Annotated in this window: 12 protein-coding genes; 8 read left to right on the top strand and 4 right to left on the bottom strand. The window is 61.9% G+C overall.

Annotated features, from left to right (window positions below):
- The first annotated feature begins 123 nt into the window (after positions 1-123).
- Positions 124-1,368, top strand: a complete 1,245-nt coding sequence (locus BPHYT_RS22250; RefSeq protein WP_012426372.1) for an NAD(P)/FAD-dependent oxidoreductase — start codon at positions 124-126, stop codon at positions 1,366-1,368.
- 74 nt (positions 1,369-1,442) lie between these two features.
- Here the strand turns inward: BPHYT_RS22250 and mctP are convergent, their stop codons facing one another.
- The gene (mctP, locus tag BPHYT_RS22245; RefSeq protein ID WP_012426371.1) at positions 1,443-2,924 is read right to left on the bottom strand and encodes a monocarboxylate uptake permease MctP; all 1,482 of its coding nucleotides are present in this window, start codon (positions 2,922-2,924) and stop codon (positions 1,443-1,445) included.
- Positions 2,921-3,118, bottom strand: a complete 198-nt coding sequence (locus BPHYT_RS22240; RefSeq protein ID WP_012426370.1) for a DUF3311 domain-containing protein — start codon at positions 3,116-3,118, stop codon at positions 2,921-2,923. Before BPHYT_RS22240 ends, mctP begins: the two co-directional genes overlap by 4 nt.
- 256 nt (positions 3,119-3,374) lie before the next feature.
- Between BPHYT_RS22240 and BPHYT_RS22235 the strand changes: the two genes are divergently transcribed.
- The 7 genes from BPHYT_RS22235 (at position 3,375) to BPHYT_RS22205 (ending at position 11,031) form a co-directional block, all read left to right on the top strand.
- Positions 3,375-4,790, top strand: a complete 1,416-nt coding sequence (locus BPHYT_RS22235) for a cache domain-containing protein (protein WP_012426369.1) — start codon at positions 3,375-3,377, stop codon at positions 4,788-4,790.
- Positions 4,787-5,434, top strand: a complete 648-nt coding sequence (locus BPHYT_RS22230) for a response regulator (RefSeq protein ID WP_012426368.1) — start codon at positions 4,787-4,789, stop codon at positions 5,432-5,434. The genes BPHYT_RS22235 and BPHYT_RS22230 overlap by 4 nt, the downstream gene beginning before the upstream one ends.
- A 109-nt stretch (positions 5,435-5,543) precedes the next feature.
- A complete protein-coding gene (locus BPHYT_RS22225) occupies positions 5,544-6,092 on the top strand; it encodes a hypothetical protein (RefSeq protein WP_012426367.1) in 549 nt (182 codons plus the stop codon).
- Positions 6,093-6,250: 158 nt separating this feature from the next.
- The gene (locus BPHYT_RS22220; RefSeq protein ID WP_012426366.1) at positions 6,251-8,197 is read left to right on the top strand and encodes an arylsulfatase; all 1,947 of its coding nucleotides are present in this window, start codon (positions 6,251-6,253) and stop codon (positions 8,195-8,197) included.
- Positions 8,198-8,204: 7 nt separating this feature from the next.
- Positions 8,205-9,290 (top strand): formylglycine-generating enzyme family protein, encoded by a 1,086-nt coding sequence (locus BPHYT_RS22215; protein ID WP_012426365.1) that lies wholly within the window; start codon positions 8,205-8,207, stop codon positions 9,288-9,290.
- Positions 9,287-10,081 carry a MetQ/NlpA family lipoprotein gene (locus tag BPHYT_RS22210; RefSeq protein WP_012426364.1) on the top strand — a complete coding sequence of 265 codons (795 nt, stop codon included), beginning with the start codon at positions 9,287-9,289 and terminating at the stop codon, positions 10,079-10,081. Before BPHYT_RS22215 ends, BPHYT_RS22210 begins: the two co-directional genes overlap by 4 nt.
- Entirely contained in the window at positions 10,075-11,031 is a 957-nt protein-coding gene (locus BPHYT_RS22205) for a hypothetical protein (RefSeq protein ID WP_041759098.1), read from the top strand. Before BPHYT_RS22210 ends, BPHYT_RS22205 begins: the two co-directional genes overlap by 7 nt.
- Positions 11,032-11,043: 12 nt before the next feature.
- Here BPHYT_RS22205 and cls read toward each other — a convergent pair whose 3' ends face one another.
- The gene (cls, locus tag BPHYT_RS22200) at positions 11,044-12,306 is read right to left on the bottom strand and encodes a cardiolipin synthase (RefSeq protein ID WP_012426362.1); all 1,263 of its coding nucleotides are present in this window, start codon (positions 12,304-12,306) and stop codon (positions 11,044-11,046) included.
- A gap of 146 nt (positions 12,307-12,452) precedes the next feature.
- Positions 12,453-12,938, bottom strand: coding sequence for a hypothetical protein (locus BPHYT_RS22195; RefSeq protein WP_012426361.1), 486 nt, complete (start codon positions 12,936-12,938; stop codon positions 12,453-12,455).
- Positions 12,939-12,954: the final 16 nt, after the last annotated feature.

Below are 12,954 nucleotides of genomic sequence, written 5' to 3'. Positions count from 1 at the left end.
GGCGGTACCTGTTTCAATTGTCTATCCGCACGGCCGGAATGCGAGCGGCGCAACCCGAACGTTTGTCGGCTGGATCGCGGAACTCTTCGAACAAAGCGACTTCAAGCGAGGCCTATAAGCAGAATGAAATTCGATACCGTTGTGCTCGGGGCGGGCATTGTCGGCGTGTGCACTGCCGTCCATCTGCAGAAACGCGGCCGTCAGGTCGCGCTGGTCGATCGCAAGCTGCCCGGCAACGAGACCTCGTTCGGCAACGCCGGGCTGATCCAGCGCGAAGGCGTTTATCCCTACGCGTTTCCTCGCGGGCTCGGCACGTTGCTGCGCTATGCGCGCAACCAGTCGCCCGACGTTCGCTATCATGCCGACGCGATCGTCAAGACCGCGCCGTTTCTCTGGCAATACTGGCGCAACTCTCATCCAACGCGGCACGCCGCCATTGCGAAGTCGTACGCGACGCTGATCGAACATTGCGTGAGCGAGCACCGCGCGCTCGCCGCCGACGCCGGCGCGAGCGCGCTATTAAGGCCTATCGGCTGGATAAAAGTGTTTCGCACCGCAGCGGCTCGCGACGCGGAAACCCGGCTCGCCGAACGGTGGCATCGCGAATATGAAGTCGCGTTCGAAGCGCTCGACGCCGCGCGCCTGCAACAGCTGGAGCCCGATCTCGACAAGACCTTGCTGGGCGGCTTGCGCTATCCGGAATCCGATTCGGTGAGCGACCCGAACGCGCTCGTCACCGCTTATGCCAGATATTTCGAAGCACTCGGCGGGCGCTTTTTTATCGGCGATGCGGATACGCTGCGCGATGGCTGGCAAGTCGACACGCAAGCGGGAACGATCTCCGCGTCATCCGCGGTCGTCGCGTTGGGGCCGTGGTCGGAACGCGCGAGTGCGCGCCTCGGTTACCGCTTGCCTCTCGCCGTCAAACGCGGCTATCACATGCACTACTCGGCGCAGGGCATGGCGCGCCTGAATCATCCGGTGCTTGACGCGGAAGGCGGCTACCTGCTGGCGCCGATGGCGCGCGGCATCCGTTTGACGACAGGCGCGGAAATCGCGGATCTCGAAGCGCCCAAAACACCGGCGCAACTCGCCGCGGTCGAGCCGGTCGCCCGCACGCTGTTCCCCTTGGGCGAGCGTCTCGATGACGAACCATGGATGGGCCGGCGTCCTTGTACGGCGGACATGCTGCCGATCATCGGCCCGGCGAAAAAACATCCGGGGCTGTGGTTCGCATTCGGCCACGCGCATCACGGGCTGACGCTGGGTCCGGTAACCGGGCGGCTGATCGCAGAAATGATGACGGGCGAAGCAACGCTTGTGGACCCGCGGCCGTTCAGCGTGGAACGATTCGCGCGGCACGGTTAGCGCTTCGAAGCGCAACGAAAAAACGCCGCGGACAAACCAGCTCCGCGGCGTTGCTTTACTTCGACATCGATCGTTCAGGCTGCGGCCACCACCCTACGCGGCGACAGAACCGACACGACGAAACTCACGACGATATTGACCGTCAGTGCGATCAGCCCGATATACACCGGATAGACCGCATCGCCGAGATGCAAGGCGAACACCGGCTTGAGGCCTTGCGAAATAGCCAGCCCGGTTCCGAGCACGATCCCGGCCAGCCAGCCGAGGAACAGACCCGGCGTGTTCAAACGACGCGTGTACAACGAGAACACGATTGCCGGGAAAATCTGCAGAATCCACACGCCGCCAAGCAGTTGCAGGTCGATCGCGTACTGCGTCGGCAGGAACACGATGAACAGCAGCGCGCCGAACTTCACGACCAGCGAGACGATCTTCGCCGTGGAAGCCTCGCCTTCCGGCGAGATATTCGGCGAAACGAGCGGACGCCACAAATTGCGCGTGAACAGATTGGCCGCGCCGATCGACATGATCGCCGCGGGCACCAGCGCGCTGATCGCAATCGCCGCCGCCGCGAAGCCGACGAACCACGACGGGAACAGCGTGTTGAACAGCGCCGGCACCATGTCCGAGGCCGACTTCACATGCACGCCGGCCGCAATCGCCATATAGCCGAGCAACGCGATCAGACCCAGCAGCAGCGTGTACGCCGGCAGGAAGATCGCATTCTTGCGCACCGTATTCGCCGACGAGGACGACAGCACTGCCGTCATCGTATGCGGATACATGAACGCCGCCAGCGCCGAGCCCAAGGCCAGCGATGCATATGCGGTGAACTGCGTCGGCTTCAGAATGATGCCGGTCGCGCCGCCCTTGGCCTTGAAATACGTATCGGCCGCGTCGAACACATGCGCATAGCCGCCGAGCTTGGCCGGGATCAGCCACACCGCCGCGATCACGACGATATAGATCATGATGTCTTTCACGAACGCGATCATGGCCGGCGCGCGCAGGCCGCTGGCATACGTGTACAGCGCGAGAATCACGAAGGCGACGATCAGCGGCATTTCGCCGGTCACGCCGAGCCCCTTGATCACGACCTGCATGCCCACCAGCTGCAGCGCGATATACGGCATGGTCGCGACAATGCCGGTAATCGCGACGGCCGCCGGGAACCACTTGCCGCCGTATTCGCCCTGCACGTAGTCCGCTGCCGTAATGTGGTTTTTCGCATGCGCGATCTTCCACAGTTTCGGCATCACCGCAAACACGAACGGATAAACGATGATCGTGTACGGCAAGGCAAAGAAGCCATATGCGCCGACCGAATAGACCAGCGCGGGCACGGCGATCACCGTATAGGCGGTATAGAAGTCGCCGCCCACGAGGAACCATGAAATGACCGTACCGAACTGGCGGCCGCCGAGGCCCCACTCGTGCAATTGCGTGAGGTCGCCCCGTTTCCAGCGCGCGGCAAAGAAGCCGATCACAGTGACGAGAACAAAGAATGCGATAAAGACGGTCATCGCAACCGGATTCACGGGATTAACGTCGCTCATTTGACACCTCGGTACACGGCGTAAATCAGTAGCGAGGTCAACGGCACCCACAAGAACTGATACCAGTAAAAGAAAGGAAAGCCCGCGAACGACGGACGCGTGTCGTTATAAAACGGCAGCCACAGCAATGCGATATATGGGAGCAGCAGGATCAGCCATAGCCATGAACGGCCGGCAGGTTGGGATGTCTCCACAATCATCTCCTAAGTCTATTATTGACACCACGCGCCACGACTTGTGGTCCGGCACGCGGAAACCGGTAGCGGGTATGAGCCGGCAAACCGGGGTGCTTATTACGCCGCGCGAGGCGCGCGACGATGGGCGCAGCCGCCTGCAAGGCGCACTATGCCGTGGGGATGTAGTATTCGCCTTCGTGAGCGTCCTCACAAGCGCGCAACTACGTAAGCCGGCTACGTAGTACTACGTAGCCGGTCAGCGGTCTTTTCAACGATGAAACTCAAAGCCAAGATTGTCCTGCTGGCGATCGTGCCCTTTCTGGCCGCCATCGCGAGCATCGAAGTCGGTGTGCAACGGCAGGCCACGGCGCTCGCCGAGACGCAACACGCGAGCACGCAGGCCGCGTATATGGCCAGCAAGGAGATCGAGCTCAAGCATTACGTCGAGCTCGCCACCACTGCGATCGCGCCGCTCTATGACGCCGGCCAGGACAATGCGCGCGACGACGCGACGCTGCGCGCACGCGCGCTCGACGTGCTGCAAAAAATGGACTTCGGCAAGGACGGCTACTTCTTCGTCTACGACATGCATGGCCGTTCGTTGATGCATCCGCGCGAGCCCGACCTGGTCGGCCGCGACCTGTGGGAACTGCGCGACCCGCAAGGCACGCTGACCATTCAGCAACTGCTCGCCGCGGCCGCGCGCGGCGGTGGTTATGTGCGGTACCTATGGCATCGTCCGTCGACGGGCAAGGTGGCGTCGAAACTCGGCTACGTAGTGCCGCTGGAGCGCTGGGGCTGGATGATCGGCACCGGCATCTATCTCGACGATGTGGATAACACGCTCGCGCATATCGACGAACGCGCGGCCGCCAACATCGATCGTACGATGAAATGGATCGACGCGATCGCCGTAGCCGGACTCGCCGTGATCGCGTTGTGCGCGCTCGTGCTCAACGTCACCGAATATCGCAGTGCGGACGCCAAACTGAAGCGGCTCGCGCAGCAGGTGGTGGAGTCGCAGGAAAACGAACGGGCGCGCCTGTCGCGCGAATTGCACGACGGCATCAGCCAGATGATGGTCTCCGTCAAGCTGCTGCTCGAATCCGCGCTGGCGCGCTTCGAGCGCAGCGAAGTGCGCGTGCCCGCGGCAGAGGCCGCACTCACCACCAGTCTCACGCGGCTTGGCGACACGTTGCGCGAAGTGCGGCGCATTTCTCACGCGCTGCGTCCGTCCATGCTGGACGATCTTGGCGTGGCAGCCGCGCTGGAACAACTCTCGCGCGAACTCAGCGAGCAGTCGGGCATCGAGATCGGCTTCACGCAGATCGCGCACACGCACGCCGCGGCTTTACCGGATGCGGTCAACACTGTGCTGTTCCGGATCGCCCAGGAAGCGCTGACGAATATCGTGCGCCACGCGCAGGCGACGAACGCGGCGCTCGCGCTGGAAATATCGAACGACGGCGTCACGCTAAACATCGCGGACAACGGGCGCGGGTTCGACGTGGCGCATGCGTTCGTCGGCCGGCGCTCGGGCGTGGGTCTGCGCAATATGCGCGAACGGCTCGAAGCGTTGGGCGGCACACTGTCGCTCAGCTCACAAGCCGGCCACACTCTCGTCACCGCGCGCGTGCCATTGGGATCGACCGAGCCGACATTGCCGGCCTTGCAGGAAACCTCACCATGAACGACGCCTCACCCGCTATCGCCCGCCTGATTCTCGTCGACGATCATCCGCTCGTGCGCGACGGTTTGCGCGCGCGGCTCGAAGCGGTGCGCCACCTCGAAGTGGTCGGCGAAGCCGGCAATGCGCAGGAAGCGCTCGCCCTCGCCGCGAGCGCGGAGCCTCATCTCGTGCTGATGGATGTCGGCATGAACGGAATGAACGGCATCGCGCTGGCCGGCATGTTTCACGAACGCTTCCCGGCGATTCGCGTGCTCATGCTGTCGATGCACGACAATCTCGAGTACGTGACCCAGGCAGTGCGCGCGGGTGCGAGCGGCTACGTGCTGAAGGATTCGCCTTCCACCGAGATCATCCAGGCAATTGGCGCGGTGCTCGAAGGCAAACAGTTTTTCAGCGCGGGACTTGGCGCGCGTCTGATTCAGGCTTCGGCTATGCAGTCGCCCGTCGAACGGCTCACGCCGCGCGAGCGCGACATTCTCGATGCGCTTGCGGAAGGCTTGTCGAGCAAACAGATCGCTCAGCGCAACGATCTCTCCGTGCGGACGGTGGAAACGCATCGGCTGAATCTGAAGCGCAAGCTCGATATTGAAGGTCAGGCCGAATTGATCAAGTTCGCGGTGGAGAACCGGCGCACGAACCGGTGAAAACCTGACTGACGCGGATCGGCGATCCGTCGCATAATCGGCGCTACAGCCACTCAAACCACTGCTGTCGTTCCGTCTACTCAACGCCCGACACCTGGAGCTGATGAGGATGAAACGCTCGACCCCATTGCGGCTAGCGAGTCTGCTGATCTGTTTCGCCGTTACTGCTATTCACGCGCATGCCGAACCGGCGCGCGTCAATCGCGGTCACGACCCGTTCTTTCAGATCTCCAAAGCGATCAGCGATTGTCCGGTGCCATTGGGGCCGCTCGAAACCGAGAAAGAATGGCTCGACGACAGCCATTACCGGATCGAACGCGGCAATAGCTGCTGGGTGGAAGGTCGCTGCCGTTTATCGAACGCCTATCTGTACGACGTGGAAATCGCCGAGGCCGTGCAGCGTCGACTCACCAACATCAATTTCGCCACGCACTGGCGCGAACAATCGACGCTCTGGCTGACACTGCAACGCCGTTTCATCTATGTGGAAGGCTGCGTTGCGCCGGGCTTCGCCAAACAGAGCTTCCTCACCGAGCTCGCGAAAACCGCGGACGTCGAGCGGGTGATCGACGACACCGTCACCAATCCGCACGCCGCACAACTCCCCTACAAAACGCTTGCGAATCCGGACAAGCCGGTGCTCGATCCGGGCAACTAGCCATCTACGTTTAAAGGCGAAAGCGGCGCGCGGCTGATACCCGGTATCACGCAGCAAGGCTATATCGGCAATCGGACATAGCAACGCAGAAATCGAACTTTGGGCGTTCTGGCGTCATTGCTACCATCGGCGACCCGACATATCCGGTCCGCACAACAATGACAACACCACGATCGCAGCGCCCTTCTCTTCGTCTTGGCATGATCGGCGCCGCCGTCGCCAGTCTCGTCGCTCTCGCCTCCTGCGGCGACGACAATCTGCCCGGCCCGACTCCCACGCCCGTAGTCGCCCAGAAACGCCCGAACATTCTGTACATCATGGCCGACGACCTCGGCTATTCCGACATCCACGCGTTCGGCGGCGAAATCAACACGCCCAACCTCGACGCGCTGGTGCAATCGGGCCGCATCCTGACGAATCACCATACGGGCACCGTCTGCGCGATCACGCGCTCCATGTTGATCTCCGGCACCGATCACCATCTGGTCGGCGAAGGCACCATGGGTGTGCCGACCGACGAGCGCAAAGGACTGCCGGGTTATGAAGGCTATCTGAACGACCGCGCGCTCTCCGTTGCGCAACTGCTGAAGGACGGCGGTTATCACACGTATATGGCCGGCAAATGGCATATCGGCTCGGGCATTGTCGGCAGTACGACAGGCGGCGGACAGACGCCCGACCAATGGGGCTTCGAACATAGCTATGCCTTGCTCGGCGGCGCCGCGACCAATCACTTCGCGCACGAACCGGCGAACTCGCACAACTACACCGAAGACGGCAAATACGTGCAGCCCGGTCAGCCGGGACAACCGGGTGGCGCGGGCGGCAGCCCCGCAGTGTTCTATTCGACCGACTTTTATACGCAGCGCCTGATCTCGTACATCGATTCGAACAAGGGCGACGGCAAACCGTTCTTCGCTTACGCGGCCTACACGTCGCCGCATTGGCCGCTGCAGGTACCCGAACCTTATCTGCACAACTACGCCGGCAAATACGACGCCGGTTACGACGCCATCCGCAACGCGCGCATTGCGCGGCAGAAAGCGCTCGGCATCATTCCGAACGACTTCGTGCCGTACGGCGGCGCATCGGAAACGCTCGTCGCCACCGCGGCCACGGCGAACAACGGCACGGTGAACGCGAAGTACGTGAGCGCCGTGCATAGCGCGGCGCAAGGCTATACCGACTACGGCCCGGGCACGGTGAACAAGACGTGGGCGAGTCTCTCGCCCGCCGAGAAGAAAGCCCAGGCGCGTTATATGGAAATCTACGCGGGCATGGTCGAAAACCTCGATCACAACATCGGGTTGCTGATCCAGCATCTGAAGGATATCGGCGAGTACGACAATACCTTCATCATGTTCCAGTCGGACAACGGCGCGGAAGGCTGGCCGATCGACTCGGGCGCCGACCCGACCGCGACCGACACCGCCAATGCCGCCGACCCGGTTTATTCGGCACTCGGCACCGACAACGGCAAGCAGAACGCGCAACGTCTGCAATACGGTTTGCGCTGGGCCGAAGTCAGCGCCACGCCGTTCCGTCTCACCAAGGGCTATTCGGGCGAGGGCGGCGTCTCCACGCCGTTGATCGTCCATCTGCCCGGTCAGAGCACGCAGAAACCGACACTGCGCGACTTCACGCACGTGACCGACAATACCGCGACGTTCCTTGCTGTCGCACAGATTTCGCCGCCCACGCAGGCCGCGCCGCCGCTGATCAATTCTCTGACCGGCGTCGATCAGAACAAGGGCAAGGTGGTCTACAACAATCGCTACGTCTATCCGGTCACCGGGCAGTCGCTGCTGCCGCTGTTGAACGATCAGGCGACGAGCGCGGTGCACAGCGCATCGTTCGGCGACGAAGCCTATGGCCGCGGCTATCTGCGCAGCGCCGACGGCCGCTGGAAAGCGTTGTGGACGGAACCGCCGCTCGGTCCCGTGGACGGTCACTGGCAACTGTTCGACATGAGCGCCGACCGTGGCGAAACGCAGGACGTGTCGACGCAGAATCCCTCGGTGATCGACGGTCTCGTGCAGCAGTGGAACAACTATATGAGCAGCGTCGGCGGCGTCGAACCGTTGCGTCCGCGCGGTTACTACTGAGCACGCAATGACCGTCAGATCCAAGTTGAAGAGCAACACGGCGCTCTACGGCGTGTATGCGGCGATCGCCACGGTCGCGTTCGCCACCGCTTTTACCGCGGCGACGGCCGCTTCGGCGGTCTTTAGCGGCGGTGCCAAACAACGCGCGTTCGATGAACTCAACACGTCGCGCCCGTTGGCGGCGCTCGGTTCCGAACAGCAATGCGCGCGCTATGCCGGTCTGCCCGCGCGCTGGCGCGACGATCCGAAGGCCGGCATGGTGCACCTGCATGGCGGCGACTTCGTATTCGGCAGCAAGCTCGGCTACGAAGACGAGCGTCCGGCCGGAGACGGCAAGACGCGCGTCGCCGGTTTCTGGATCGATCAGACCGATGTGACGAATGCGCAGTTCGCGGCGTTCGTGAAAGCGACGGGCTATGTCAGCGATTCGGAGCGCCAGGGTGGCGCCGTGGTGTTTCACACGCCGACGCGCGACGAGATGAACGCACGTGATCTTGCGTGGTGGACATGGGTAAAAGGCGCCGCGTGGAATCATCCGACCGGCCCCGGCAGCACACTTGAAGGCCGCCTGAACCAGCCCGTGACGATGGTCACGCAAGCCGACGCGCTCGCCTACGCGCGCTGGCTCGGCCGCGATCTGCCCACCGAGGCCGAGTGGGAATACGCGGGCAAAGCAGGCCGCGAAGGCGCGGACCTCGACACCGCGCCACGCGATGGACACGGCAAGCCGAGCGCGAATTACTGGCAAGGCGTGTTTCCCGTGCTCAACACGAATGAGGACGGTCACATCGGTCTCGCGCCCGTCGGCTGCTATGCCGCCAACGACTTCAAGCTCTACGACATGATCGGCAATGCATGGGAATGGACCAAGGACGTCTACACGGGTCCGCACCAGTCGCACACCAATGGCGACACCGCGGAGGTCGCGCCGCTCAGCCGCAAACACGACACGCCGATGGTCATCAAAGGCGGTTCGTTTCTATGCTCGCGCGACTATTGCGTGCGCTATCGCGCGGCGTCGCGCGAACAGCAGGAAGCGGATTTGCCGGCGTCGCATATCGGTTTTCGCACGGTGTTGAGGGACGCGTCATGAAGGCTCGGCGATTCGCGACGGCTGTGCTGCTGGTTGCCGCTTCGATGGTTCAGCACGTGCAAGCCGCCGCGCCGCAAGTCATCAAGGTGGGGGTGAGCGCGGGCGCGCATGCCGAGATCATGGACGAAGTGCGCCGCGTCGCGGCCAGCCGCGGACTCACGCTCGACGTGGTCGTATTCGATCAGCCCGAGCGTATCGACGCCGCGCTGGCCGCGAAACAGATCGATGCGGCGAGCTTCGAAGACGAGCCACGCTTCGAAGCGCAGTGCAAACAACACGGCTTTCCGTTGACGAGCGTCGCCACCACCGTGACGTTTCCGATCGCCTTGTACTCGCGCAAACTGACCAACCTCGGCCAGTTGCAACGCGGCGCGACGATCGCGATCCCCAACGACCGGGAAGGAACTGCGCGCGCCTTGATCCTGCTGCAGAACTTCACGCTGCTGACGTTCAGGGACACGGCGGGCCTGCATGCGACGCTCGCCGACATCACGAGCAACCGGCTGAATCTGCAGATCCGCCAGGTGCCGCGCGCACGTTTGTTCGACACATTGAACAGCGTGGCCTTCGCCGTGATCGATAGCGACGACGCGGCGCGTGCAGGTCTTTACCCGGCGCGCGACAGCCTCGGCCTCGAAGATGCGCGCTCGCCCTACGCCAACGTGTTGACGGTGCGGGATGCCGAGCGCACTCAGCCTTGGGTTGCGCAACTGGTGGCCGCTTATCATTCGGACGACGTCGCGCATTTCATTCTGACGCGCTATCAGGACTCGGTGCGCCGGCCGTGGTGAACGCTTTCTCGTTCGCGTGCACGGCGTGCGGCAAATGCTGCAATAGTCCGCCGGCTATGGCACTACCCGAGTTGTTCCGGCATCGCGACCGGTTCATTGGCTGCCTCGCAATCGGCCGCGTGCCGCGCAGGCGCGTGGGTGAGCGGTTGCGCGTCGGCCGCCATGAAGCCGTGCTCGACGAAGCCGATATCGCCGCTTTCGATTCAATTGCGAACACGTTGCTCTATCGAACCGGCGACACCTTCAGCATCATGACGCAGGGCTACGATTACCCTTCGCTGGCACGCTGCCCGGCACTCGCTGACGACGGACGCTGCGCCATTCATCTGAACGGCAAGCCGGTCACGTGCGAAGTGGTGCCGCTCGATCCGTTCGTGCCCGATGCATTGCAACATCTGGTTCTCGCCGGCCGGAATCAGAGCGCCTCGTACATCGGCGCCGATTGCATTCAGGAAGGTGAACGCGCGGATGCTCCACTACTGACCGCGGAAGGCGAGATAAAAGACGCGAATGCAAGGGACGCTTTGGCGCGTCGCCGCAGCGCGCTCGAAAGAGAACGTGAGGTGTGGGGCCGTGCCGTATTCGACTCGCTGCGCAAAGACCTGTTTGCCTCGCCCGCCGCGCTGGCGCGCATTCCGCCGGGCGGTTTTCTGACGATCTCGATCGTGCCGGTGCTATTGGCCGTGGCGAGTACTTCCGCGCGTTGCAGACAGTTATGTCTCGACTATATCGACAGTCAAATCGCGCTGATCGGCCGCAATATCGAGCAAGCGCTTTTGCGACGCCGCCTCGAAGATCGTGCGGTGACACAGGAATTGCGCGGATTCGCTCATGCGTATCAACGTGCAAAAGCGCTTCTCGGCACAACGCTTCCCGCTATGGAAGTGGAGAGCAGCGCGCCCTCTTCCCTCTCATCTATCGAAGCCTATCTCTGTGGCGCGCATCGATAACCAGAAGATTCGTTAGAGCTGCGTATCCAGCAGCGAGACAAACTTTTCGATTAGTTTTTCCATCAACGGCCGATGCATCCATGCTTCGAGCGTGATCTGTTGCGACTTCTTTATATCGTCGGCGAAAACAGCAGTTTGCTGCTTGGCGAAGTCGCGGTCGTAGATGTTCAGATTCGCTTCGTCGTTGAGTTTGAACGAACGGCTATCGAAATTGGTCGAGCCGACTGAGACCAGGTATTCGTCCACCACCAGCAATTTGCAGTGAAACATGGTCGGCTGATACTCGTACATTTCCACGCCGGCTCTGAGCAGATCGCCCCAGCACGCACGCGATGCCTCCCGCACAGTATGCGTGTCGATCCGTTTTCCGGGCATGATGATCTGCACTTTCACGCCCCGTTTCGCCGCCTCGACGATCGCGTTGATGGTCAGCTTGTCGGGAACGAAATAGGCACTCGCCAGATGAATGGAATGCGTAGCCGCCGTAATCGCCATCAGATACATTAACTGCATGTCGTCGCTGCCGCCCGAGGGCGAACTGCTGAACATATGCGCGAGGCCCTCGCCCATTGGCTCGACATCGGGAAAATAGTTGGGGCCGTGCAGCACATTGCCCGTTGCCTTGACCCAGTTGTCCATGAATACGGCCTGCATATGGCCGACCACCGGGCCCTCCACGCGGAAATGCGTATCGCGCCAATGCTTTTCATTCTGCGCGTGGCCGGTCCACTCCGGCGCGATACCCACACCGCCCGTAAAGCCGACATGCCCGTCGATCACCAGCAGCTTGCGGTGCGTGCGATCGTTCATGCGACCCAGACCAGTCCAATGGGGCTTGTGATACTGAATCACTTCCGCGCCGGCATCGCGAAGCAGATCCAAATAGCGCTTATCCATTTTCGACGAACCGACCCAATCGAGCAGCACATGCACCGCGATGCCCTCGCGCGCTTTATCCGCGAGCGCCTGTGCAATCTGCTCGCCAATCTCGCCGGACCAATAGATAAAAGTTTCAAACGTGATCGTTCGACGTGCGGAACGGATGCCTTCCAGCATCGATGGAAAAATGTGGTCGCCGTTCAGCAGCATCTCGAAGCGATTGCCCGAAATAACCGGCGGCCCGAGCAGCAGGCCCATTGAGCGCAGGAATTGCGGATCGTCGCTCGCGTAAAGGCGATCGATCTTATGCTCGATCTTCTTCTCGCCGCTCGATAAATTGGCAATGACCAGAATGATGACGAGCGTGACGAAAGCGGTAATCGGAATCGTCAGCATGCGTAGCCTCGATGCAAATCGGCGGGACGCGTCGTATGCACGTCCTGCGGTTGACGAACATTCCGGACCTCGGCCCGGCTTTTACGACTAACGCAGGACGCACGGCGCGTGCCCATTGCAGGCCCGCACCTTGCTACTCAATCGCACTACCTGACCAGCGAGAACGCTTCCCGGCTGGCAATTTCACCCGCGCCGTAGACACCGACCACCGTATAGTCCGACGCCACGCATTCGAAAGTGGATGCCTGAAACGTGATGACGAAATGGCGCAGCGTGGGTCCCGTCGATGCCACCGCCGCAAGCTCGCTGGCTAGAGACGAATTCCTGAATTCATGAACCGAATAGCCGGTGAGACCCTGCGAGGCGAGCGGGTGAATCTCCAGATCGCCGTCACCGGGCGGACCCAGACGATGAAATACCGTGTCCGGAAATAGCACCGCGCAAAATGGATCGTCGTCGGGATCGAATGGTCCGAAGCTTTCAAAGTCGGACTCCGCAATCGGATAACAGAGAATCACCCGGCGGTCACTCGCGACGATAAAGGGTTCGGCGGCGTCTTCTGCCGGATGAGGAACGGAGTCCAGCAGGACGACCTGATCTTCCTGCTGGGTTTTTTCACGCGTTCGGGTCATCTACTTCACGACTCGG

Origin of the sequence: Paraburkholderia phytofirmans PsJN (assembly GCF_000020125.1) — a bacterium.
Lineage (GTDB): Bacteria > Pseudomonadota > Gammaproteobacteria > Burkholderiales > Burkholderiaceae > Paraburkholderia > Paraburkholderia phytofirmans.
The sequence above is the reverse complement of the archived record's forward strand: the minus strand, read 5'-3'. Positions and strand labels throughout refer to the sequence as shown.